At 65.8% G+C, this 23,185-nt stretch carries 19 protein-coding genes; 11 read left to right on the top strand and 8 right to left on the bottom strand.

Annotation, left to right across the window (positions count from 1 at the left end; translation table 11 throughout):
* Positions 1-17 precede the first annotated feature (17 nt).
* From NYR97_RS09350 to NYR97_RS09340, 3 genes are all read left to right on the top strand, one after another.
* On the top strand, positions 18-1,832 hold the full coding sequence (locus NYR97_RS09350) for a GspE/PulE family protein (protein WP_316697667.1): 1,815 nt from the start codon (positions 18-20) through the stop codon (positions 1,830-1,832).
* Between the two features lie 565 nt (positions 1,833-2,397).
* Positions 2,398-3,150 carry a glutamine amidotransferase gene (locus NYR97_RS09345; protein ID WP_316697666.1) on the top strand — a complete coding sequence of 251 codons (753 nt, stop codon included), beginning with the start codon at positions 2,398-2,400 and terminating at the stop codon, positions 3,148-3,150.
* A 57-nt stretch (positions 3,151-3,207) separates the two neighbouring features.
* Entirely contained in the window at positions 3,208-4,107 is a 900-nt protein-coding gene (locus NYR97_RS09340) for a BPSS1780 family membrane protein (RefSeq protein ID WP_115039108.1), read from the top strand.
* 338 nt (positions 4,108-4,445) lie between these two features.
* Here NYR97_RS09340 and tatC read toward each other — a convergent pair whose 3' ends face one another.
* The 4 genes from tatC to NYR97_RS09320 form a co-directional block, all read right to left on the bottom strand.
* Complete coding sequence (tatC, locus tag NYR97_RS09335; protein ID WP_205392962.1) at positions 4,446-5,183, bottom strand: twin-arginine translocase subunit TatC; 738 nt, start codon at positions 5,181-5,183, stop codon at positions 4,446-4,448.
* Positions 5,180-5,854: a Sec-independent protein translocase protein TatB gene (gene tatB, locus NYR97_RS09330; RefSeq protein ID WP_316697665.1), complete on the bottom strand. Its 675-nt coding sequence runs from the start codon at positions 5,852-5,854 to the stop codon at positions 5,180-5,182. The genes tatC and tatB overlap by 4 nt, the downstream gene beginning before the upstream one ends.
* A 15-nt stretch (positions 5,855-5,869) precedes the next feature.
* Positions 5,870-6,097 carry a Sec-independent protein translocase subunit TatA gene (gene tatA / locus NYR97_RS09325; protein WP_006449086.1) on the bottom strand — a complete coding sequence of 76 codons (228 nt, stop codon included), beginning with the start codon at positions 6,095-6,097 and terminating at the stop codon, positions 5,870-5,872.
* A 72-nt stretch (positions 6,098-6,169) separates the two neighbouring features.
* Positions 6,170-7,072, bottom strand: a complete 903-nt coding sequence (locus NYR97_RS09320) for a lipid-binding SYLF domain-containing protein (RefSeq protein WP_316697664.1) — start codon at positions 7,070-7,072, stop codon at positions 6,170-6,172.
* 154 nt (positions 7,073-7,226) lie between these two features.
* Between NYR97_RS09320 and hemH the strand changes: the two genes are divergently transcribed.
* The gene (hemH, locus tag NYR97_RS09315) at positions 7,227-8,192 is read left to right on the top strand and encodes a ferrochelatase (protein ID WP_316697663.1); all 966 of its coding nucleotides are present in this window, start codon (positions 7,227-7,229) and stop codon (positions 8,190-8,192) included.
* A gap of 2 nt (positions 8,193-8,194) precedes the next feature.
* On the top strand, positions 8,195-9,058 hold the full coding sequence (locus NYR97_RS09310; RefSeq protein WP_316697661.1) for an alpha/beta fold hydrolase: 864 nt from the start codon (positions 8,195-8,197) through the stop codon (positions 9,056-9,058).
* Positions 9,059-9,152: 94 nt separating this feature from the next.
* Here the strand turns inward: NYR97_RS09310 and NYR97_RS09305 are convergent, their stop codons facing one another.
* From NYR97_RS09305 to ttcA, 3 genes are all read right to left on the bottom strand, one after another.
* Positions 9,153-9,938, bottom strand: coding sequence for a YgjP family zinc-dependent metalloprotease (locus NYR97_RS09305; RefSeq protein WP_205392967.1), 786 nt, complete (start codon positions 9,936-9,938; stop codon positions 9,153-9,155).
* Positions 9,939-11,054: 1,116 nt separating this feature from the next.
* The gene (locus NYR97_RS09300; RefSeq protein WP_316697660.1) at positions 11,055-11,960 is read right to left on the bottom strand and encodes a recombination-associated protein RdgC; all 906 of its coding nucleotides are present in this window, start codon (positions 11,958-11,960) and stop codon (positions 11,055-11,057) included.
* A 63-nt stretch (positions 11,961-12,023) separates the two neighbouring features.
* Entirely contained in the window at positions 12,024-12,944 is a 921-nt protein-coding gene (gene ttcA, locus NYR97_RS09295; RefSeq protein ID WP_316697659.1) for a tRNA 2-thiocytidine(32) synthetase TtcA, read from the bottom strand.
* Positions 12,945-13,271: 327 nt separating this feature from the next.
* On the opposite strand from ttcA, the gene xylA reads away from it, so the two are divergent.
* A complete protein-coding gene (xylA, locus tag NYR97_RS09290; RefSeq protein ID WP_316697658.1) occupies positions 13,272-14,609 on the top strand; it encodes a xylose isomerase in 1,338 nt (445 codons plus the stop codon).
* A 69-nt stretch (positions 14,610-14,678) separates the two neighbouring features.
* Here xylA and NYR97_RS09285 read toward each other — a convergent pair whose 3' ends face one another.
* Positions 14,679-15,695 carry a LacI family DNA-binding transcriptional regulator gene (locus NYR97_RS09285; RefSeq protein ID WP_316697656.1) on the bottom strand — a complete coding sequence of 339 codons (1,017 nt, stop codon included), beginning with the start codon at positions 15,693-15,695 and terminating at the stop codon, positions 14,679-14,681.
* Between NYR97_RS09285 and NYR97_RS09280 the strand changes: the two genes are divergently transcribed.
* From NYR97_RS09280 to NYR97_RS09260, 5 genes are all read left to right on the top strand, one after another.
* Positions 15,646-15,807 carry a hypothetical protein gene (locus NYR97_RS09280; RefSeq protein ID WP_316697655.1) on the top strand — a complete coding sequence of 54 codons (162 nt, stop codon included), beginning with the start codon at positions 15,646-15,648 and terminating at the stop codon, positions 15,805-15,807. The genes NYR97_RS09285 and NYR97_RS09280 overlap by 50 nt on opposite strands.
* A gap of 175 nt (positions 15,808-15,982) precedes the next feature.
* Positions 15,983-18,112, top strand: a complete 2,130-nt coding sequence (locus NYR97_RS09275; RefSeq protein WP_425613068.1) for an alpha-glucuronidase family glycosyl hydrolase — start codon at positions 15,983-15,985, stop codon at positions 18,110-18,112.
* On the top strand, positions 18,109-20,073 hold the full coding sequence (locus tag NYR97_RS09270; protein WP_316697652.1) for a sialate O-acetylesterase: 1,965 nt from the start codon (positions 18,109-18,111) through the stop codon (positions 20,071-20,073). The genes NYR97_RS09275 and NYR97_RS09270 overlap by 4 nt, the downstream gene beginning before the upstream one ends.
* An 11-nt stretch (positions 20,074-20,084) precedes the next feature.
* Complete coding sequence (manD, locus tag NYR97_RS09265; RefSeq protein WP_316697651.1) at positions 20,085-21,344, top strand: D-mannonate dehydratase ManD; 1,260 nt, start codon at positions 20,085-20,087, stop codon at positions 21,342-21,344.
* A gap of 146 nt (positions 21,345-21,490) precedes the next feature.
* Positions 21,491-23,182: a glycoside hydrolase family 43 protein gene (locus NYR97_RS09260; protein ID WP_425613052.1), complete on the top strand. Its 1,692-nt coding sequence runs from the start codon at positions 21,491-21,493 to the stop codon at positions 23,180-23,182.
* Positions 23,183-23,185 lie beyond the last annotated feature (3 nt).

The following is a 23,185-nucleotide window of genomic DNA, read 5'->3' as shown; positions in this document are numbered from 1 at the left end:
GCAGGGGAACATCGAGCATGGAACAGCGGCGTACGGCCGATCCTGAAGGCGCAGTGGCACTGCTACCGCGCGGCCGGCTGATGTTCGACCCGATCGCTGCCGCGTTGCTTGCCGATGGCATGGTGGTGCCGCACGAACACGAACGCGTGCAGTTCTCAGCCGCCGGCGTACGCAACGCCAGCGAAGTGCATCCGCTGGTGCTGCTGGCCAACCTCAAACTGCATGCCGCGCAGCCGCCGGCCGGCGAACTCGGCCTGGAACGGCTGACCGAATGGCTGGCCACCCGCACCGGCCTGCGCTATCTGCGCATCGATCCCACCCGCATCGATGTGGCCGCGGTCACCGGCGTGGTGTCGCATGCCTACGCACGCCGCCACCGCATCCTGCCGCTGGCGCTGGATGCCGAGCGCGTGCTGATCGCCACCAGCGAGCCGCTGGCGCTGGAATGGCTGGCCGACGTGCAGCATCTGAGCCGGCGTCGGATCGAGCTGGCGCTGATCAACCCGCTGGACCTGCATCGCTACACGATGGAGTTCTTCGGCGTGACCCAGTCGGTGCGCGGCGCGCGCGGCGATGTGCGCAGCGCCGAGCCGGGCGCGGGCCTGCCCAGCTTCGAGCAATTGGTGGAGTTGGGCCGCGCCGGCGACGTCAATGCCGACGACCACCACATCGTGCATATCGTCGACTGGCTGCTGCAATACGCCTACGAACAACGCGCAAGCGACATCCACCTGGAGCCGCGCCGCGAGGCCGGGCGCATGCGCTTTCGCATCGATGGCGTGCTGCACAAGGTGCTGGAAGTACCGCCGTCGGTGATGACCGCGGTGGTCAGCCGCATCAAGGTACTCGGCCGCATGGACCTGGCCGAACGCCGCCGCCCGCAGGACGGCCGGATCAAGACCCGTTCGCCGGGCGGGCGCGAGGTGGAAATGCGCCTGTCCACGATGCCCACCGCATTCGGCGAAAAATGCGTGATGCGCATCTTCGACCCGGATTCGGCGTTCAAGAGCATCGAGCAACTCGGCTTCAGCCCCGAGGAAGCCGCCGGCTGGAGCGCGCTGGTCGAGCGCCCGCACGGCATCGTGCTGGTCACCGGCCCCACCGGCTCGGGCAAGACCACCACGCTGTATTCCACGCTCAAGCGCCTGGCCACGCCGGATGTGAACGTGTGCAGCGTGGAAGACCCGATCGAAATGATCGCACCGGAATTCAACCAGATGCAGGTCCAGCAGAACATCGACCTGGATTTCGCCAGCGGTGTGCGCACGCTGCTGCGCCAGGACCCGGACATCATCATGATCGGCGAAATCCGCGACCTGGAAACCGCGCAAATGGCGGTGCAGGCCTCGCTCACCGGGCATCTGGTGCTGTCGACGCTGCACACCAACGACGCCGCCTCGGCGATCACCCGTTTGCTGGATCTGGGCGTGCCGCATTATCTGGTCGCTTCCACGCTAAACGGCGTGCTGGCGCAGCGGCTGGTGCGCACCCTGTGCGTGCACTGCAAGCGCCCGCACACGCTCAGCGACGACGACTGGTCGGCGATCCGCGAACCGGGCGAAGCGCTGCCGGAGGTGCTCAATGTGCACGCGCCGGTCGGTTGCCTGGAATGCCGCCGCACCGGCTATCTGGGGCGTGTGGGCTTGTACGAATTGCTGCCGGTGACCCCGCGCCTGCGCAGCCTGATCCGCGCCGACACCGACCTGGCCAGCTTCAGCCATGCCGCCCGCGGCGAGGGATTGCGCACGTTGCGGCGGACGGGCCTGGAGAAGGTCGCCGCCGGGCTGACCACGGTGGAAGAAGTGTTGTCGGTGTTGCCGCCTCGGGAGTAGCGGATTGCGGGGGTTTGCACCGTTATCGGCGCAGGCAGCCCTCACCCCAACCCCTCTCCCGGCGGGAGAGGGGCCTCGCTCGCGTCCCGGCCTGCGCTTGCGCCACAGGCGCTCGAAGGCACGCGCGCCAGTGGCGCGCAAGCCGTGCCCTCTCGCCCGGCAGAGAGAGGGGCCTGCTCCCTATCTTTCGCCGCTGCTCCCTTCTCCCTGCGGGAGAAGGTGCCCGAAGGGCGGATGAGGGTACGTCAGCACGCACATGCCGCAATCGGCAGAGAATTCGGCCTCACCATTGACCAGCTACACGGCACGGCCGAGGACGGCCGGATCAGTGGCGCGGCGATTGCCGCGGCAACCAAGCCGGGGACCAACGTGACCCAAACCATCTCTGCCATCACTGCTCTTACCCACACAGTGCGCATGGCCAGCTCCCCGCCCAGCCAGCAAATCATCAACACATAGCCATCCGGCATAACCTTAGCTGCATGCGTTGGCTCGCCAGTTGAAAAAAACCGACTGGAGCTGCATACAATCGGGCACATCAGTCGCCGCTGGATGTTTCGACCGCATGTCCGCCTTGCCGTTCCTGATCATCGAAACCGGGCACCCCGTGCCGGAGATGAAGCGATACGGCCGTTTTCCGCACTGGATTCGCGTGGCGGCCGGGCTGGCCGAGCGCGAGACCGTGGTCATCGACGTCGCCAACGGCGACCGCCTGCCCAACCGCGACGGCTTTGCCGGCACCATCGTCAGCGGCTCGGCCGCCTATGTCACCGACCGCGCCGAGTGGAGCGAACGCAGCGCCGACTGGCTGCGCGAGGCTGCCCACCAGGGCATGCCGCTGCTGGGCATCTGCTACGGGCACCAGTTGCTGGCGCATGCGCTGGGCGGCGAGGTCGATTACAACCCGGCCGGGCGCGAGTCCGGCACCATCGCGCTGGAACTGCACCCGCCGGCCGAGCAAGACCCCTTGTTTGCCGGCCTGCCGGCGCATTTCCCGGCGCACGCCACGCACATGCAAACCGTGGTGCGCGCACCCGATGGCGCCATCGTGCTGGCGCATTCGCGCCAGGACCGCTGCCATGCGTTCCGCTGGGGCCAGGCCACCTGGGGCGTGCAGTTCCATCCGGAGTTCGCCACCCACCACATGCGCGGCTATGTGCAGGCCCGCGCCGAGTGCATCGCCCGCCACGGCCACTGCGCCCGCACGGTCGCCCGCGAGGTCAGCGCCGCGCCGATCGCCCGCAAGCTGCTGCGCCGCTTCGTGCATCACGCACGCGGCCTGCAAACAGTGATCGCTCATCCCGCCGCGCACACCTAAAAGCAGCGATAATCGCTGCACGCCGGATGGTCCGGTGCGTGTCGATCCGGAATGGGAATGAGCGAAATCCGCAAGGTGCCGGCATCTGCCGGCGCAGAATGGCTGTTGACCGGTTTCTCGCTGCTGAAGCGGGCGCCACTGGCGCTTGGCTCGCTGGGGGTAATTTGGAGCGTGACCGCCACCCTGGTGGTGTCGCTGTCGGTGCTGGTGCCGCTGCTTGGCCCGGCGTTGCAGTTCCTGCTGGTACTGGCCGGCCCGTTGTTCATGGGCGGCATGCTGTGGGCGATCCGCGAGGTGGACGAAGGCCGCATCGCTAAACCCTCGCACCTGCTGCACGGCCTGCAGGACGGCCGCGCGCCGCATCTGCTGGTGTCGCTGCTGCCGCAGCTGATTGCCGGCCTGCTGCTGGGCGTGCTGCTGCTGGTGATGATCGGCGCCAACGGGCTGCAGCAATTGTCCGAGGTGATGGTCAAGATCAACCAGATCAGCCAGTCCGGCGCGCAGCCGGACCCGGTGCAGATCGAGCAGCTCGCCGCCAGCCTGCCGGCCGGCCGCATCCTGCTGTGGCTGCTGCTGACCATCGCCACCTTCGCGGCGATGACGCTGGCGCTGTTCGTGATGCCGCCGCAGGTGATGTTCGACCGCAGCACCGGCGGCCACGCGCTGCGCGAGAGCCTGCGCGCAAGCCTGCACAACCTGCCGGCCATGCTGGTGTTCTTCGTGCTGGCCTTCATCGCCATCTTCGCGATCTATTTCGCAGTGATGATCGTGGCGCTGATCGTCGGCCTGGTCGCCGGGCAGACCGTGGCGATGTGGCTGGCCCAGCTGCTGCTGATGGCCGTGCTGATGCCGGTGTTCGCCGGCTCGGTCTACGCGGCCTGGAAGCAGATGTTCACGCACGAAGGCGCCGTTGCGCAGCCGGCCCCGCCTTCGCGCCCGGACGTGTTTGCCGCCTGAAATGTAGGAGCGCACTCATGCGCGAAGAAGCTTTCCCGGGAAAGCCTCTATCGCGCCCGGGTGCGCTCCTACGATGAGCCCCACCTTCGGTGCGAGCTACCTGCGTTGGCCTGGCTCCTTGTGCAAACAGGCGTCCATTTTGTATATCCAGCCGTCGTCCTGGCACGTCAAAGCACGGCGCTTTGGCTATCAAGCGACTATGTGCGTGCGACCGGATCACTCGGGATCGTAGGAGCACGCTTGCGCGCGATGGAGCTTTCCCGGGAAAGCTTCATCGCGCACAAGTGCGCTCCTACAATGAAGAGGCCTGGCACTGTCGGTGCCTGACGCGGGGCGCGCTAGGCGGCCTTAGGTCCGACCGCCCGCGAGGCGACGATGCCGAGCTCGTAGAGCAGGCACATCGGGATCGCGAGCATCAGCTGCGAGACCACGTCCGGCGGGGTGAGGACCGCGGCCAGGATGAAGATGCCGACGATGGCGTAGCCGCGGCCTTCGCTCAGTTGCTTTGGGCTGACCCAGCCCAGCAGCACCAGGATCACCAGCGCCACCGGCAACTCGAAGCTCGCACCGAAGGCGAAGAAGATCGCCAGCACGAAATCCAGATAGGAATTGGCATCCGGGGTAATGGCGATCACGTCCGGCTTGAACGTGGTCAGGAAGTGGAACACCGCCGGCAGCACCAGGAAATATGCGAAGGCACAGCCGATATAGAACAACGCCACCGCTGAGGCCAGCAGCGGAAACGCCAGCTTCTTTTCGCGCTGATACAGGCCCGGCGCCACGAACGCCCAGGCCTGATACAGCAACCACGGCACGCTGAAGAACACCGCCACGAAGAAGGTCAGCTTGAGCGGGGCGAAGAACGCGCCGGCCGGATTCATCGCGATCATCGTCTGCCCCAACGGCAGCTGCGAAATCAGCGGCGCGGCCAGCCAGGAATAGATCGCGCGCGAAAACGGCAGCAGCGCCAACAGCACCACGCCCAGGCCGATCAGCGCGCGCACCAGGCGTGCGCGCAACTCGACCAGATGCTCGATCAGACTGCTTTCGGCCTGTGCGTCGTCGAACAGGCTCACGGCTGTTTCTCCTGGATCTTGGTCGACTCGGTCGGCTCTGTCTCTGTCTCTGTCGCGGTGCTCGGCTCGAACGGCGTGCTCGCATCGATGGGTGCGGCAGTCACCGGCGCATGCGCGCTGGTGAGATGTGCGGCATGCGGCGCTGGCACCACGGGGTCATGTGGGGCCGGTACCAACGTTTGATGGGGCGCCGGAGCGATTGGCTGTGCCTGTGCAATCACCGGTGCCGCAGCCGCTGGTGCAGCGACGGCGGCCACTGCCGGCGTTCCTGCCGCCGACGTACCTACGATCGACTCGGCATTAGCCTCAGCCGACAGATCCGCATGCGCCAGCTCCAGCGGCGTCGCCACCGGTGTCGCACCACTGCGGATATCGATATCGCGACCCACCTCGTCATGCAGCGCGCGGGCGCCCTGCTCCAGGTGCTGCTGCTTGTTGCGCAACTGGTCTTCGGCCTCGCGCAGCGAGGTCTGCACGTCCTGCAGGCTGCGCTTGAGCTCTTCGGCCTCCAGCTCGCGCTCCAGTTCCTGCTTGACCGAATCCCACTGCATGCGCGCGCGGCGCACCCACAATCCGGCAAACCGGGCCGCCTTGGGCAAACGCTCGGGACCGAGCACCACCAGGGCGACGATCGCGATCAGCGTCAGTTCGCCAACACCTATGTCAAACACGCACGCCGCTCCGGATCAACGTGCGTCGCGGTCGCGCTCGGCCTGCGCCTCACGCGCCTGCTCGGCCGTGCGTGCGTCGTCTCCGAGCTTTGCGGCCGGCTTGTCGTCGTCGTGCATGCCTTTCTTGAATTCCTTGACCGCGCTGCCGAGATCCTTGGCACCGCTGGTGAGCCGCTTGGTACCGAACACCAGCAACACGATCACCAGCACGATCAGCCAGTGCCAAATGCTGAAACCGCCCATGATCTGCTCGCTTGCTGAAAAGAAGGAAGACGCAGGATACCCCAGCGCACCGCGCAGGGGGATGACAGCGGTTTAGCGGTTGCCGTCCAGCGATTCGGTGCGAATTTCGCCATCCGAGACCGGCTGGAATCCCTGTTGCGGCGGCGGCGTGGCGCTGGGCTGCATCGGCACGGTGCTGGCCTCGTTGGCCGGCGGCAGCGGTGTGCTCGCGGCCTGTGCCGGTGGCGGGGTCTGCGGACGCGGTGCAGGTGCGGTGCCCTCGACGGCGCCGTCGGTGCCGCGGTTGGCGCGCGCGGTGTAAGTGGCCTCTTCCAGGCGATCGCGGAAGGCGATCACGTCGGTGGAGGCACGCTCGTTGGTACGCCCTTCGAAGATCATGCGCGGCGTGGCGCCGCCACCGTAGGCGTTGAGGTCGGCGGCATCGTCGATCTGCAGCACCGCACCGTCCAGCGCCACGCCGGCGAACAGGCCACGGGCACGCGACCACGACCAGATTTCGGCCTTGAGCTGGCCATCGGTGGCAGCGGCGGCATTGCGGCCGACCGGGCCGGCGGCCACGCCAGCATCGGCACCGAGGGTGAACTTGCCGTTGACGATGTTGTCCAGGCTGCGGTCGTTGCGGAACACCAGCACCACATCGGAGGACTGCACGCCGGCCTGGAAGCCGATGCTGCCGCCGGTGAGCTTGACGAACACCGGCTGCGACCAGCTGCCGTCGGCGTTCTTCATCGACATCAGGCCGTGGCCGCGACGGCCGCCGATCACCAACCCGGCCTTGAGCGTATCGGGGATGACCACGATGGCGCGCGCTTCGTCGAGCAGCTTGTCGGGGATGGCCTGCTCGGGGATCTTCATGATCTCGTTGAGCACGCGAACCGCGTTACGCGCGCGCTGGTCCTCTTCCGGGCCGGCAACGGCATGGCCGGCGGCGAAGGTCAACGACAACAACAGGGCCAGGCGCGACAAACGGGGCATGACAAGCTCCAAAGGACGATCCGTCAAAGATAGCAATGGCGCGACGTTAGTGGTGGCGCAATGAATCGGTGGTGAGCGCAACCGGACGATCAAGAGGCCGTCAATCAGGTCGATCGGTGCGCTGTCCTCGGCAGCGCTGCTGCGCTCTGCCAGAATGCCCGGCATGAATACCACCTCCGATACCGCCCTGCTGGTCGTCAATCTCGGCACCCCCGAGTCGCCCACCGCCCCGGCCGTGCGCCGCTACCTGGCCGAGTTCCTCAGCGACCGCCGCGTGGTCGCGATCCCGCCGCTGTTCTGGAAGCCGCTGCTGTACGGCGTGATCCTGCCGATCCGCGGGCCCAAGTCGGCCGAGAAATACGCCAAGGTGTGGCTGCCGGACGGCTCGCCGCTGGCGGTGTACACGCGTCGCCTGGCCGAGGGTCTGAAAGAGGTGATGCCGGACTGGCATGTGGAATGGGCCATGCGTTACGGCCAGCCCGCGCTGCGCAAGACGCTGGACGGCCTGCGTGCGCGTGGCATCAAGCGCATCGTGGTACTGCCGCTGTATCCGCAGTATTCGACCACCACCACCGCCTCGATCCAGGACGTGATCGATGCCTGGCGCCCGAGCGCGCCGGAGATCGCGGTGGAGGTGATCCAGGACTATTGCGAAGACGCCGGCTGGGTCGCGGCGATCGCCGATTCCATCCGCGCGCATTGGCAGGCGCACGGGCGCAGCGAGAAGCTGATGTTCTCCTTCCACGGCCTGCCGCAACGCGTGGCCAATGCCGGCGACCCGTATCCGCAGCAATGCGAGCGCAGCGCGCAGGCGATCGTGGCCGCGCTGGGCCTGGGCGCGGACGAATGGCAGATGGGCTACCAGTCGCGCTTCGGCGCGGAGCGCTGGCTGCAGCCCTACGCCGAGCCGACGCTGTGGAAACTGGCCGAAGGTGGCGTGCGCAGCTTCGATCTGGTCTGCCCGGGCTTTGCCACCGACTGCCTGGAAACGCTGGAAGAAGTGGCCTTGGGCTTTGCCGAAACGCTGGCCGAGCGTAACGCCACGTTGAGCTATATCCCGTGCCTCAACGCCAGCCCGGCGCATGCGCAGGCACTGGCCGCGTTGGCACGGCGCGCGTGAGGTTGGAGCCGTTTGCGTGCGAACTGGCGATTGGTCGGATCACAGGGTTACGCAATCACGCGCGCGGCCCGCGCCGGATGTTGGCCCTGCATGGCTGGCTCGACAACGCGGCCAGCTTCCTGCCGCTGAGCGCGCATTTGCATGCGCAGGATCTGGATCTGGTGCTGCTCGATCTACCCGGTCACGGCCATAGCGCGTGGTTGCCGACCGGTGCCGAATACACGCTCAGCAGCGCGATCGGGATTCTGCTGCAGGTGGCCGATGCGCTGGGCTGGGAGCGCTTCAGCGTGCTCGGCCACTCGCTGGGCGGCGGCGTTGCCAGCCTGCTCGCGGCCGCGGCGCCGGAACGCGTGGAAGCCTTGATCGCGATCGAAGCATTGGGCGCGCTGGCCGAGCCGGTGGAAAGTACCGCCACCCGCCTGCGCGATGCGGTGGCCTCGGCACGCACGCTGGCGCAGCGGCCGCTGCGGGTGTTTCCATCGATGGAGATGCCGGTACGCGCGCGCATGATGGCCAACCAGCTCACCGAACCGGCCGCACGCCTGCTGGTGGAGCGCGGCGTGCGCGCGGTCGAGGGCGGCTATAGCTGGTGCAGCGACCCGCGTCTGACCTTGCCCACTGCGATCCGCATGACCGAAGCGCAGATCGACGTATTGCTGGCCTCCATCGCCTGCCCGACCCAGGCCATCTTCGCCACGCCCGCGCAGGTATATTTCCCGGATGCGTTACGCGATCACCGCGTGGCGCTGATGCGCGATGCGCGCCTGCATCTTCTGCCGGGTACGCACCACGTGCATATGGAAACGCCGGAAGCGGTGGCGGCGGTGATCAATGGGTTTTTGGCCGAGTTGCCGCCGCGCGAATGATGGTCGATGCGTGTTGTGCCTGCGTGCGAACACGCATTGCCATCGCAGCATGGGTGTCATCAGGTTTGTGACGGGCGGTGCGGCACACCGCCCGTCACTCGGCCTGCAGCAACCGCCGCAACTGCGCCTTGAGCTGGCGGCCGTGTTCGTGGAAATAGCTGCGCTCGTCGCGCCAGGCCGGAAAGCGCTGTTCCACTTCGGCCCAGAACGCGGGCGAGTGATTGGCCTGTACCAGATGGCAGAGCTCGTGCACCAGCACGTATTCGAACGCGGACGGGCGGCCGAGTACCAGCGCCAGATCCAGCGCCATCGAGCCATCGGGTGCGAGCGAGCCCCACTGCGAGGACATCACCTTCAGCCGCACCCGTGCCGGTGCGCGCGGCAAACCTGGCAGATAGCTCGGCAGCCAACGGCCGACATCGGCACGTGCCTGCGCTTCGTAAAATTCCTTCAACGTGCGGCGCAGGCCTGCATCGCCTAGTCGCGTGGGCGCGTGGAACTGTGCGCCGTCATCAGTGATGTCGATGCGTGCGTAGCGCCCGTCGTGCCAGCTAAGCGGCAACAAGACGCCGCGTAACGGCAGCAGCCCCGGCACGCCACGCTCCAGCGCGGGAAAGGCATCCACCTGCTGATAGCGCGACAGCTGCGTGCTCAGCCACTCCAGGTGCGCCAGCAAAAACCGTTCGCCGGACACCAGGCTGGCGCGGATCGGCAGCGTCAGCCGGGCGCCGCGTTCGTCCACGCTGAGCTTGATGCGCCGCGCGCGCGGGTCGCGCACGCGCAGCACCTCGATCTGGCGCCCTTCCAGTTCAAGACGCACGCAGTCGCGTTCGACAAGCTGCGGTGTGGGCGCGATGAGACGGCGGACGGGCTTGAACATGGGCACAGGATAGCGCTGCGATGTGTCAGGTAGTGAGATGGAATGATTGACGCATTCGATGACGGCGCGCGCGTGATCTGCGGTGGCACTGCATCCATCACGCCATCCCTGGCGCAATGCGCAACGCGCAGCGCAATGCGCAACGCGCAACGCGCAACGCGCAGCTCAACACTCAGCTCAACGCGCCCTCAACCGCTCGGCTTGGGAACATCCAAACAACGCTGACGCTCAAGCTCTCGGTTGTCTTGAGAGGTGGTTAAACGGTGCGGATGGGTCGGTTGTGGAGCGGCTGATCGGCGGCTTGGCTGCAGGGCCCTTGCCCACCCACCGTCGCGGGACACGTCGCAAGTACGTCCTGTAGCTCTCGGTCACCTTGAGAGGTGATTGAAAGGTGTGGATGCGTCGGTTGTTGGGCGGCTGATCTGCGGCTTGGCTGGAGGGTCCTTGCCCGCCCACCATCGCGGGACACGCCGCAAGTACGTCCATGTAGCTCTCGTCACCTTGAGAGGTGATTGAACGGTGTGAATGCGTCGGTTTTGGAGCGGATGATCTGCGGCTTGGCTGCAGGGCCCTTGCCCGCCAACCATCGCGGGACACGCCGCAAGTACGTCCATGTAGCTCTCGTCACCTTGAGAGGTGATTGAACGGTGTGGATGCGTCGGTTTTGGAGCGGATGATCTGCGGCTTGGCTGCAGGGCCCTTGCCCGCCCACCATCGCGGGACACGCCGCAAGTACGTCCTTGTAGGCTCTTACGCGGCATCCATGCCGCGTAAGGTCCCGCGACAGTGGGCGGGCAAGGACCAGTCGAGATGGTCGGTGTGCAGAGTGCAAGCAAAGCACGACCTGCGTTGTTTGGATAACGGCGCGTCCGCTCAGCTTCCCAAAACAAGCCGAGCAACGGACAAGCTCTTAATAAAACAACCGACTGACTGTCTGGTGCGGTGTCCTCACCGCTTGCGGGACCATGTGGCGGCATGGATGCCGCCACTGAGCCTCCACGGACGGATTCACGGCGTGTCCCGCAAGTGGTGAGGGCACCGCGCCCTCGACTCACCGAGAGCTTTTGACTTACGCCCCGGATTGCGCCTCAACGACGCCACTGTCCGAAGGCCTGGTTACTCGGCCTTGCTCAGCTTCAATGCGGTTTCCAGCAACAGGAACAGGCGGCGCACTTCGGCGCTCATCAGCGCGAAGCGGGCGTCGAGTTCGGCGCGTGCGCCGTCGTCTTCGCTGTGTTCGAGCTGGTCCAGTGCGCCGTCGAGGAACTTGAGCTTGCGGATGACCAGATCGTCGCCGAGCACGAACGACAGATTGTCGTCCAGCACCAGCGCCAGCTTGGTCACCTGCTTGCCGGATTCCAGGTGCTTGTCGATCTCCTCGCCGCGCAGTTCCTGGTGCTGGCACTTGACCACCGCGCCGCCTTCGATGGGATCCTTCATCTCGCATTCTTCGCCCAGGCTCAGGCCTTCGGGCAAGGACTCGCCGGCGATCCAGCCGGTGAGGATGGCGCGCGGTGCGACTTCGGCATTCAACGGCAGCGCCGGGAAGCTGCCGAGCGCGCCGCGGATCTCGCTCATCACGTTCTCGCCGCTCTTGCGGCTGGAACTGTTGACGGCGATGTAGCCGTGCTGCAGATCCAGGATGGCATCGGTACGCGAGCTCTTGACGAAGGCGCGCGGCAACAGCTCATGGATCAGGTCGTCCTTCAGGCGCTTGCGCGCCTTGCCGCCGGGGCGACGGCCTTCCTTCTCTTCGATCTCGGCGACCTTGCGCTCGAGCAGGTCGTTGACCACCGCGCCGGGCAGGATCTTGTCCTCGCCACCGACGGTGAGCCAGAGGAAATCTTCCAGACGATGCGAGAGCACTTCCTGCTCGTCGCGGCCGAACGGGGAAATGAAACCGCGCGAGCTCATTTCCAGCGGGCCGACCGGCTTGAGCTGCACTTGCGGCAGCAGCGTGTCGATTTCGGAAAAATCCAGCGTGGTCGGAAAGCGAAACAAGGTGAGATTGCGAAAGAACATGCGTAAGACCGAAGAGGAGGAAACGTGGAGGGTGGAAGACGGACGGCGGCCGGACGGGCCGCGTCAGTCGCTGTCGTGTGTGATATCGCTTGCGGCAAGCCAGGCGTTGGAATCGGGATCGGGATCGGGCGATGCTGCGTCATTGCGGCGGCCCAGCGACAGGAAATCGAACAGCGTGCGGTCGGCCAGTTGCTCGGGCCGCACATTGCCCAGCGCGCGGGCGATCTGTTCGACCCGCCCGGGCTGCTCGCGATCCCACTGCTGCAACATGCGGCCGACCTGCTGGCGCTGCAAATTTTCCTGGCTGCCGCACAGGTTGCACGGAATGATGGGGAACTGGCGCGCCTGCGCGTAGGCGGCGATATCGGCTTCACGCACATAGGCCAGCGGGCGGATCACCACGTGCTGGCCGTCGTCGCTGCGCAGCTTGGGCGCCATTGCCGCGAGCCGGGCATGGTGAAACAGGTTCATGAAAAACGTGGCCACGATGTCGTCGCAATGATGGCCGAGCGCGATCTTGGTCACGCCGTGCGCCTGCGCGTAGGCATACAGCGCGCCGCGCCGCAGCCGCGAGCACAACGAACACATGGTCTTGCCGGCCGGAATCACCCGGCTGACCACCGAGTAGGTGTCCTGCTCGACGATGTCGAACGGCACGCCGAGGTCGCGCAGATAGCTCGGCAACACGTGGGCAGGGAAGTCCGGCTGCTTCTGGTCAAGATTGACCGCCACCAGGGTGAACGGCACCGGCGCCTTGCGCTGCAGGTGCAGCAGCATGTCCAGCAAGGTGTAGCTGTCCTTGCCGCCGGACAGACACACCATGACCTTGTCGCCGGCGGCGATCATGCCGAAATCGGCGATCGCCTGGCCCACCTGCCGCTGAAGCCGCTTGCCCAGGCGCAGCTGCTCACGCTGCAGCCGCTGGCGCGGGTCGCGCGGCGCAGGGTCGGCCAGGGGTTGCGGCAGCGGCAGGACAGCGGTCATAAGCCGACCATTGTAGCTGCCCCGAGCGCGGCGGGCCGGGGCGCGGCGCGTGCGGCTGAATGAGCGGTCAGTCGCTTGTGGGTGGGGCGTGCTGCGGTCGTTCGCCGTGCCGCATGGCGAGCGAGCCCGTCACGGCTGCGCGGTGCGCCGCGAGGCCGGTTGCACGGCGGACATCTCGCAGCGCAGCAAGCCTTTCTGCGCCGGGCTGGGTAAAGTCCGGCAGACCGCTTCACTCGGGATCGGCATGGCATCTTCGGCTTCGCTGCATGGCGCGGCTTTTTTCAGTCGCGATTTTGGTAGCGCTAACATTTGCAGGAGTTCGACCGTATGAGCAACACCGTCTACATCGGCGCCAAAGAATATTTCCCCGGCATCGGCAAGATCGGCTTCGAAGGCCGCGACTCCGACAACCCGCTGGCGTTCAAGGTCTACGACGCCAACAAGCAGATCGGCGACAAGACCATGGCCGAGCATCTGCGCTTTGCCGTGGCCTACTGGCACAGCTTCTGCGGCAACGGCGCCGATCCGTTCGGTCCGGGCACGCGTGCGTATCCGTGGGATGTGGGCAACACCGCGCTCAATCGCGCCGAAGCCAAGGCCGATGCCGCGTTCGAGTTCTTCACCAAGCTCGGCGTGCCGTATTACTGCTTCCACGACGTGGACCTGTCGCCGGATGCCGACGACATCGGCGAGTACGAGAGCAACCTGAAGCACATGGTGGCCATTGCCAAGCAGCGTCAGGCCGACACCGGCGTCAAGCTGTTGTGGGGCACGGCCAACCTGTTCTCGCACCCGCGTTACATGAACGGCGCGTCGACCAATCCGGACTTCAATGTGGTGGCGCGTGCGGCAGTGCAGGTCAAGGCCGCGATCGATGCCACCGTCGAGTTGGGCGGCGAGAACTATGTGTTCTGGGGCGGCCGCGAAGGCTACGCCTGCCTGCACAACACGCAGATGAAGCGCGAGCAGGACAACATGGCGCGCTTTTTGACCCTGGCACGCGACTACGGCCGCGCGATCGGGTTCAAGGGCAATTTCCTGATCGAGCCCAAGCCGATGGAGCCGATGAAGCACCAGTACGACTTCGACAGCGCCACGGTGATCGGCTTCCTGCGCCAGCACGGCCTGGACCAGGACTTCAAGCTCAACATCGAAGCCAACCACGCCACGCTGTCGGGCCACAGCTTCGAGCACGACCTGCAGGTGGCAGCCGATGCCGGCCTGCTCGGCAGCATCGATGCCAACCGCGGCAATCCGCAGAACGGCTGGGATACCGACCAGTTTCCGACCGACCTGTACGACACCGTTGGCGCGATGCTGGTGGTGCTGCGGCAGGGCGGGCTGGCACCGGGCGGTCTGAATTTCGATGCCAAGGTGCGGCGTGAATCGTCCGATCCGCAGGATCTGTTCATGGCGCACATCGGCGGCATGGACGCGTTCGCACGCGGTCTGGAAGTGGCCAATGCGTTGCTGACGTCTTCGCCGTTGGAGCAGTGGCGCGCCGAGCGTTACGCCAGCTTCGACAGCGGCGCCGGTGCGGCATTTGCCGATGGCAGCAGCACATTGGTGGACGTAGCCCAACATGCGGCCGGCAATGTGCCAAAGCAACTCAGCGGCCGCCAGGAAGCCTACGAGAACCTGATCAATCAGTATCTGACGCGTTGATGCTGTGCAGGTGATCGTCTGCACACGCAGGCGATCACCTACTGCCTGCGCGTTTAAAAGCGTGCAGCGTTACGGTTGTTCTGCTGCATCCGGCGCTGCCGGTGCAGCCACCGAATCCCGCTTGACCAGCAGGTGCGCGACTACATGATCGACCATCTTCGCCGTGCGCTCCTTGGCGCGTATCGTCTTCAACAGGATGTCCAGCGCGGCGTCGGCCATGGCGGCGATGGGCTGCTGCACGGTGGTGAGTTCGGGCCAGACCGCGGTGGCGGCGGAGGTGTCGTCGAAGCCGACCACCGACAGATCACGCGGCACATCCAGCCCGCGCCGATGCGCGACCGAGATTGCAGCGGCGGCCATATCGTCGTTGCTGGCGAAGATGGCGCTGGGGCGACGCTTGCGCGCCAGCAGCTTTTCGGCGGCGACCAGGCCGGATTTGTAGGTGTAGTCGCCCGGCTGCACCAGATGCCGATCCAGCCGCAAGCCGGCTTCGGACAGCGCCGCTTGAAAGCCTTCGAAACGGCGTGCGCTGGCGGACAGATTGGGATGCCCGGCGATGTAGCCGATGCGGGTATGCCCCTGCGCGATCAAATGCTCGGTGATCTCCTTGGCGGCGGCGAATTCGTCGATGCGCACGCAGGCAACGTCGGGGCTGAAATGGTTGGAGGCGATCGCCACCACCGGCACCTTGGCGCGTACCAGCTCCAGTACCGCGGCCTTGGACTCGCACAGCGGCGGCGGCAGGATCACCCCGGCCACGCCCTTGGCGAGCTTGCGTGCGGCCTTGCGTTCGGCGTCGGCATCCAGGTCATCCCAGCAGTCGATCACCAACTGGATCGAGGTGCGCGAGGCCACCCGCAACACGCCCAGCAGCAACTCGCGCAAATATGCGCCACTGGGGTCGCTATAGATCAATGCGATACGCAGGCTTTGCGCGGCGGCGAGTGCGCTGGCGGCCAGGTTGGGCGTGTAGCCGAGCTTGTCCACGGCGCGCAGCACGCGCACACGGGTGGCATCGCGCACGCTGCCGTTGTTGTTGACCACGCGCGAGACCGTCATCGGCGAGACCTTCGCCAGCGCCGCCACCTCATTGATGGTGATCGCGCGGCTGGTGCGGCGGACCGATTTCCTGACCTTCTCCAAGCGTGGCCTCTTCAAGTGGGTGACGAATCTGCACGATGCACACATGCTGCAGTGAGAACGCAAGCGCCGCATGCATGCGTGACGATGCGAGGCATGGTACCGGGAAGCAGGCACAGCGGCGATACACGGCTGGATGCGTTCGCGCCGATGGAGCATGTCGCATGAGCAGATGTTTGACTGGTTGCCGTGTCGCGGATTGCCGTGCGTTGTTGCTGCAGTGGCTGCTGGTGATGACACTGCTGTTGGCAAGCACCAGTGCGCAAGCCGAAGATGGCTATGATCTATGGTTGCGCTACCAGCCGTTGGCCAATGCGGCGCAGCTGCGTGATAGCGCGAGCGAATTGATTGTCGCTGGCGACTCGCCGAGCCTGCACGCAGCGCGGGACGAGTTGCAGCGTGGGCTGTCGGGCCTGCTTGGCAGCGCGCCGCATCTGGCCGATGCCGTGACCCGCGATGGTGCGATTGTATTGGGTACCGCCACGGCGCCGCAGATCGCTGCATTGAAGCTGGACACCGCGCGCCTGGGCCGCGAGGGGTATCTGATTCGCAGCGTCAGCGCGGGCGGGCATCGCATCACCGCCATCGTCGGCGGTAGCGACATCGGCGCGTTGTACGGGGCGTTTCACATCCTGCGCCTGCTGCAGACCGGCCAATCGCTCGCCGCACTGGATGTGCGCGAGTCGCCACGGCTGCAGCTGCGCCTGCTCAATCACTGGGACAATCTGGATGGCGTGGTCGAGCGGGGCTATGCCGGTGCCTCGTTATGGAACTGGCAGACCCTGCCCGGCTATCTGGACCCGCGTTACACCGACTACGCACGCGCCAATGCATCGCTGGGCATCAATGGCACTGTGCTCAACAACGTCAATGCCAAGGCATGGAGCCTGACACCGCAGTATCTGGACAAGGCAGCAGCACTCGCAAATGTATTTCGTCCCTACGGCATTCGTGTGTTTCTCAGCGCGCGCTTCAGTGCGCCGATCGAGATCGGCGGCCTGAAGACCGCCGACCCGCTGGATCCGCAGGTGCAGCGGTGGTGGCGCGACAAGGCCAATGAGATCTATGCACGCATTCCGGATTTTGGCGGCTTTTTGGTCAAGGCCAATTCCGAAGGCCAGCCCGGCCCGCAGGATTACGGGCGCAGCCATGCCGATGGCGCCAACCTGTTGGCCGACGCGCTGGCGCCGCATGGCGGTGTGGTGATGTGGCGCGCGTTCGTCTATTCGCATGAGCAAGCGGACGATCGCGCCAAGCAGGCGTATAGCGAGTTCGTGCCGCTGGATGGGAAATTTCGCGACAACGTGATCGTGCAGGTCAAGAACGGCGCGATCGACTTCCAGCCGCGCGAGCCGTTCCATCCGCTGTTCGGGGCGATGCGCAAGACGCCGTTGATGCCGGAGTTTCAGATCACCAAGGAGTACCTGGGCTTTTCGACGCATCTGGCCTACCTGGGCACGCTGTTTGCCGAAACCCTGCAGGCCGATACCTATGCGCGCGGCAAGGGCTCGACCGTTGCCAAGACCGTGGATGGTTCGCTCTTCAACGACACGCAACGCGCGCGGTTGACCGGTATTGCTGGCGTGGCCAACATCGGTGCGGACCGCAACTGGAGCGGCTCGATCTTCGATCAGGCCAACTGGTATGCGTACGGGCGGCTGGCCTGGAACCCGGAACTGTCGCCGCAGACGATCGCGCAGGAATGGGTACGCATGACGTTTTCCAACGATGCTGCCGTGGTCACGCCCGTGGTCGACATGCTGCTGCGCTCGCGCGAAGCGGTGGTGGACTACATGACCCCGCTCGGCCTGCATCATCTGATGGGACGCGGCCATCACTACGGCCCGGCGCCGTGGGATGCGGGCAGCGAGCGCCCGGATTGGGACCCGGTGTATTACCACCGCGCCGACCGCAACGGGATTGGCTTCGACCGCAGTGTCAGCGGCAGCAATGCGGTGGTGCAATACGCCAAGCCGGTGGCACAGGTGTTCGGCGATGTGCAACGCGTGCCGGAACGCGATCTGCTGTGGTTCCACCATGTGGCCTGGGACCACCGCATGGCCTCCGGGCGGCCGTTGTGGGACGAGTTGCTGTGGCATTACGACCATGGCGTGGACGAGGTGCGTGCAATACGAACCACCTGGCAGAGCCTTGCGGGCAAGATCGATGCGCCGCGTTACCGGCAGGTGGCGAATTTTCTGGCGATCCAGCAGGACGAAGCGCAGTGGTGGCGCGATGCCAGCATCGCCTACTTCCAGAGCGTCTCCGGGCGACCGTTGCCTGCCGGCACGGCGCCACCGGCGCATCCGTTGAGGTATTACCAGGCATTGAAATTTCCGTATGCGCCGGGGAATCCGAAATGAGCGCGCGTGGTTTGGCTGTGGTCATCGCCACGCTATCGGCCTCGCTGCTCCCACGCATCGCGCATGCAGCCGATGCACCGCTGCTGCATGCGCTGTTTCAGGAGCATGTGGTACTGCAGCGCGATGCGCCGATCCGCGTGTGGGGAGACGCACCCCCTGGCGCGCGCGTGAGCGTGCAACTGGATTCGCAACAGGTGCAGGCACGCGCAGACCGGCAAGGTCATTGGGAGGCGCGCCTGCCTGCGCATGCCGCTGGCGGCCCCTATACCTTGAGCGCACGCACGAATAAGGGCGTGGCACAGCAGGTCAACGACGTGCTGATCGGCGATGTGTGGCTGTGCTCGGGCCAATCCAATATGGAATTGCAGGTGCATCGCACATTGGATTCGCGCAGCGAGATCGCAGACGCCGACAACCCGCGCATCCGCATGTTCAAGGTGCCGGCGCAGTCCAGCCCGACGCCGCAGCGCGGCTTCGGTAGCGATGCGGCGTGGCAGCTCACCACGCCGGAGACGGTGAAGGAGTTCTCTGCCGCCTGTTACTACTTCGCGCGTGAGTTACAGAAGACCGTCGATGTACCGATGGGCTTGATCAATGCCTCGTGGGGCGGCTCGCAACTGCAGGCCTGGATCGGCGAGAAGGCATTGCGTGCTGCCGGCGACGATGGCCCGGCGCTGGATGTGCTGGAGCGTTACGCCGTCGATCCGGTGGATGCTGCGCCGCATTGGGCTGCGCTGTGGGAGGCCTGGTGGCATGCGCATGGCGAAGGCGAGCCCTGGCAACCGGATGCGCCCGGCGCCTGGCAAACCGCACCGGCGGCATTGGGCGCGTGGGACGACTGGGACGTGCCGCAGCTGGTCGGTTTCAACGGCATGGTCTGGTATCGCACCAGCATCGAGTTGACCGAGGCGCAGGCCGCGCAAGACGCTACCTTGCTGCTGGGGCCGGTGGACGAGCTGGACCAGACCTGGGTCAACGGGCGCGGCGTGGGCAGCAGTTACGGCGCCGATCAATCGCGTCGCTACAGCGTGCCGCGCGGGCGCCTGCATGCCGGGCGCAACAGCATCGTGCTCAATGTGCTCAACACCTATCGGCGTGGTGGCTTGCTGGGCGATGCGCAATCGCGTGCGCTGCAATTCGCCGATGGCAGCACGCTGCTGCTGGCCGCGCCCTGGCAGTACCGCATCGTGCCGCCGCAGCTGGGCTCGCCGCCGCGCGCGCCATGGTCGTCGGCGGCCGGGCTGACCACCTTGTACAACGGCATGATCGCTCCGCTCGGTCAGCTCGGCCTGCGTGGCGTGCTGTGGTACCAGGGCGAATCCAATGCTGGCGATGCGGTGCATTACCCGGCGCTTCTCACGGCCTGGCAACGCGATTGGCGGCAGCGCTTCGGTGCGCAGTTGCCGCTGCTGATCGTGCAACTGGCCAACTACGGCGCGCCGCCCACCCAGCCGGTCGAAAGTGGTTGGGCGCAACTACGTGAGGCGCAGCGCCGGTTCGTGGCCAACGATGCGCATGCAGGTCTGGCAGTGGCGATCGATATCGGCGACCGCTACGACATCCATCCAGCCAACAAGCAGGAACTGGGCCGGCGTCTGGTACGGGCAGCGCGGCGTGTGGTGTATGGCGAGGCGATTACGCCTTCCGGCCCGGTGCCGCGCAACGTGCGGCGTGACGGCGACGCACTGCGCATCGACTTCGATGACGTCGACACCGCATTGCTGAGCTACAGCGCCGATGCACCGATCGGCTTCGAAGTGTGTGGTGCTGCGCCCGGTAGTTGCCGCTATGCCGCCGCCACCTTGCGTGAGCGCGCCATCGGCCTGCGCATCCCTGCCGGCCTGGATGCCACACGCGTGCGCTACTGCTGGGCCGACAGCCCGGCCTGCACCCTGTACGACCGCAGCGGCCTGCCGGCCGGCCCGTTCGAACTCCCCATCACTGCCGCCACTTCTCCCTGAGCGAGACCACGATGTCACAGACCCCCGACTCCCCTGCTCCGCTGCAAGGCTCGGCCCGCGATCGCGAGATCGTCGAGGCGCGGGTCATCGTCACCTGCCCCGGCCGCAACTTCGTCACCTTGAAGATCCGCACCCGCTCGGGCATCACCGGGCTGGGCGATGCCACGCTCAATGGCCGCGAACTGGCGGTGGCGGCGTACCTGCAGGAACACCTGGTACCGAACCTGATCGGTCGCGATGCGGGCCGTATCGAAGACATCTGGCAGTTCTTCTACCGCGGTGCTTACTGGCGCCGCGGCCCGGTGACGATGAGCGCGATCGCCGCGGTGGATGTGGCGCTGTGGGACATCCTGGGCAAGATGGCCGGCATGCCGCTGTATCAGCTGCTCGGCGGGCGCTCGCGCGAGGGTGCGCTGGTGTACGGCCATGCCAATGGCCGCGACATCGCCGAAACCAGCGAGGAAGTCGGCCGCTTCCGCGAGCTCGGCTTCATCGCCATTCGCGCGCAATGCGGCGTGCCTGGCATCAAGAAGACCTACGGCATTTCCAGTGGCGGCAAACCGTATGAGCCGGCCGAAAGCGAACTGCCGACCGAAACGGTGTGGTCCACGCCACGTTATCTCGGCGTGGTGCCGAAATTGTTCGAGCAATTGCGCAACGATCATGGCGATGAAATCGAACTGCTGCACGACGCGCACCACCGGCTCACCCCGATCGAAGCTGCCCGCCTGGGCCGCGACCTGGAGCCGTACCGGCTGTTCTGGCTGGAAGACGCCACGCCTGCCGAGAACCAGCGCGCGTTCGAGATCATTCGCAAGCACACGGTCACACCGCTGGCGGTGGGCGAGGTGTTCAATTCGCTCTGGGATTGCAAGCATCTGATCGAGCAGCAGCTGATCGACTACATCCGCACCACCATTGTCCACGCCGGTGGCATCACCCATGTGCGCCGGCTGGCCGACTTCGCCGCGCTGCATCAGGTGCGTACCGGCTTCCACGGCGCCACCGATCTGTCGCCGGTATGCATGGGCGCGGCATTGCACTTCGACACCTGGGTACCCAACTTCGGCATCCAGGAATACATGTTCCATTCCGACGAAGCGAACGCGGTGTTCCCGCACGACTATGTGTTCCGCGATGGACGCCTGCACTGCGGCGAGACACCCGGGCATGGCGTGGAGATCGACGAGGCCCTGGCGGCGAAGTATCCCTACGTGCCCAAGCAGTTGCCGGTTGCGCGCCTGGAAGACGGCGCGATGTGGGATTGGTGATGCGGTTCGTCACGGGCGCCTGCGCGACGCGAGCAAACGCATCACATGCAGATGCTGTACAGCCGCCAGGCGGGCTTGGCCGTTGTGCGAGACCCGCATCTGCCAGGCCGACATTGCAGCTTCTGCGCGCCGCCTGCGCTGCTCTGATGCTGGCTCGCCACGTGGTGTTGGGCGCTGTCATCGCAGTCTTCGCACCTGCGACTGTGCAGGCGCAAGCCGAGGCCGATGTTGCCTTTGATTGGCTCGAGTATCGCGGCGACGATGCGGTGTTCGCCACGCCGTTGCCGGCCGGCCATTACCGCAACCCGGTGCTGGCCGGGTTCTACCCGGACCCCAGCGTGACGCGCGTGGGCGAGCGCTACTACCTGGTCAATTCCACCTTTGCGTATTTCCCGGCAATCCCGGTTTTAGAGAGCACCGATCTGGTGCACTGGACGCAGATCGGCAACGTGGTCGAGCGCCGCGAGCAGTTGAACTACGATGGCCTGGGCGTGTCGCGCGGCATGTTCGCCGCCAGCATTCGCCATCACGACGGGCGCTTTTATGTGGTGGGCACCTCGGTCGATAGTGGCGGCAACTTCATCGCCAGTGCCAGCAATCCCGCAGGCCCATGGTCGTCATTGACGTGGTTGCCGGGCATCGATGGTATCGACCCATCGCTGTTTTTCAGCAGCGATGGCAGCGCGTACCTGCTCAACAACGGCCCACCGGAAGGCGCGCCGTTGTACGAAGGCCATCGCGCGATCTGGATGCAGCGTTTCGACCTCGCCAGCAATCAACCGATCGGCCCGCGCAAGGTGCTGCTCAACGGCGGCGTGGATCTGGCCAGCAAGCCGATCTGGATCGAAGGCCCGCATCTGTATCAACGCGACGGCTGGTATTACCTCTCGTGTGCCGAAGGCGGCACCGGGCCGCAGCATTCGCAGGTGGTGCTGCGCAGCCGCAACGTGTGGGGTCCGTATATCGCCTCGCCACATAACCCCATCCTGACCCAACGCGACCTGCCGGCCGAGCGCGCGCACCCGATCAGCAACGCCGGGCATGTGGATCTTGTGGACACGCCGGATGGGCAATGGTGGGCGGTGTTCCTGGCCAGCCGGCCGTATGCGGGCGAGCGCTACAACACCGGGCGCGAAACCTTTTTGCTGCCGGTGCAATGGCGCGATGGCTGGCCGTCGATCCTGCCGGCCGGCGAGCCGCTTCCGTATCACGCAAAGAGCCCGCGCGGCGGGAAGACACTCGCCGATCAAGCGCCGTTGTCGGGCAACTTCACGTGGCGCGATGACTTTGCCACCACCTCGCTACAGCGCGACTGGCTCTATCTACGTGTGCCCAAACATGATGTGGCCGATCTAAGCGCACGCCCCGGTTGGTTGACGCTGCATGCCGGTGCACACGGCCTGGACAGCACCGCCACACCGGCCTTCCTCGCGCGGCGCCAGCAACACACACGCTTCACCGCGAGCACCGCGTTGGCGGTGCCTACGCAGGCCGGCGTCATTGCCGGGCTTGCCGCCTTTCAAAATTCCAACGCGTGGTATGCGCTGGGCGTACGACGCAACGGAGATGTGCTGGAAGTATTTTTGGACAAGCGCGATGGCACGACAACTACTACGCTCGCACACACCCGCATACCGGCAATCACACAGTTGCGCCTGCAGATCAGCGGCGACGGCGGCGCATACAGCTTCGCCTTCGATGCCGATGGTCGCGGCTGGCAATCGCTGCGCCGCAACGATGATGCGGGCATGCTCAGCACCGCACAGGCCGGCGGCTTCGTCGGCAGCATGATCGGGCCTTTTGCCCAGCTGGAACCGGACCCCACCAAGGAGGACTGACCA

This window comes from Xanthomonas hydrangeae, from assembly GCF_032697525.1.
Classification (GTDB): Bacteria; Pseudomonadota; Gammaproteobacteria; order Xanthomonadales; family Xanthomonadaceae; genus Xanthomonas; species Xanthomonas hydrangeae.
The sequence above is the reverse complement of the archived record's forward strand: the minus strand, read 5'-3'. Positions and strand labels throughout refer to the sequence as shown.

Excerpts from the sequence above, each read along its gene's own strand:
- NYR97_RS09350 (WP_316697667.1), top strand. The coding sequence starts at position 18 with ATGGAACAGCGGCGTACGGCCGATCCTGAAGGCGCAGTGGCACTGCTA.
- NYR97_RS09345 (WP_316697666.1), top strand. The coding sequence starts at position 2,398 with ATGTCCGCCTTGCCGTTCCTGATCATCGAAACCGGGCACCCCGTGCCG.
- NYR97_RS09340 (WP_115039108.1), top strand. The coding sequence starts at position 3,208 with ATGAGCGAAATCCGCAAGGTGCCGGCATCTGCCGGCGCAGAATGGCTG.
- tatA (WP_006449086.1), bottom strand. The coding sequence starts at position 6,097 with ATGGGCGGTTTCAGCATTTGGCACTGGCTGATCGTGCTGGTGATCGTG.
- NYR97_RS09320 (WP_316697664.1), bottom strand. The coding sequence starts at position 7,072 with ATGCCCCGTTTGTCGCGCCTGGCCCTGTTGTTGTCGTTGACCTTCGCC.
- hemH (WP_316697663.1), top strand. The coding sequence starts at position 7,227 with ATGCCCGGCATGAATACCACCTCCGATACCGCCCTGCTGGTCGTCAAT.
- NYR97_RS09305 (WP_205392967.1), bottom strand. The coding sequence starts at position 9,938 with ATGTTCAAGCCCGTCCGCCGTCTCATCGCGCCCACACCGCAGCTTGTC.
- NYR97_RS09300 (WP_316697660.1), bottom strand. The coding sequence starts at position 11,960 with ATGTTCTTTCGCAATCTCACCTTGTTTCGCTTTCCGACCACGCTGGAT.
- ttcA (WP_316697659.1), bottom strand. The coding sequence starts at position 12,944 with ATGACCGCTGTCCTGCCGCTGCCGCAACCCCTGGCCGACCCTGCGCCG.
- xylA (WP_316697658.1), top strand. The coding sequence starts at position 13,272 with ATGAGCAACACCGTCTACATCGGCGCCAAAGAATATTTCCCCGGCATC.
- NYR97_RS09275 (WP_425613068.1), top strand. The coding sequence starts at position 15,983 with ATGACACTGCTGTTGGCAAGCACCAGTGCGCAAGCCGAAGATGGCTAT.
- NYR97_RS09270 (WP_316697652.1), top strand. The coding sequence starts at position 18,109 with ATGAGCGCGCGTGGTTTGGCTGTGGTCATCGCCACGCTATCGGCCTCG.
- manD (WP_316697651.1), top strand. The coding sequence starts at position 20,085 with ATGTCACAGACCCCCGACTCCCCTGCTCCGCTGCAAGGCTCGGCCCGC.
- NYR97_RS09260 (WP_425613052.1), top strand. The coding sequence starts at position 21,491 with ATGCTGGCTCGCCACGTGGTGTTGGGCGCTGTCATCGCAGTCTTCGCA.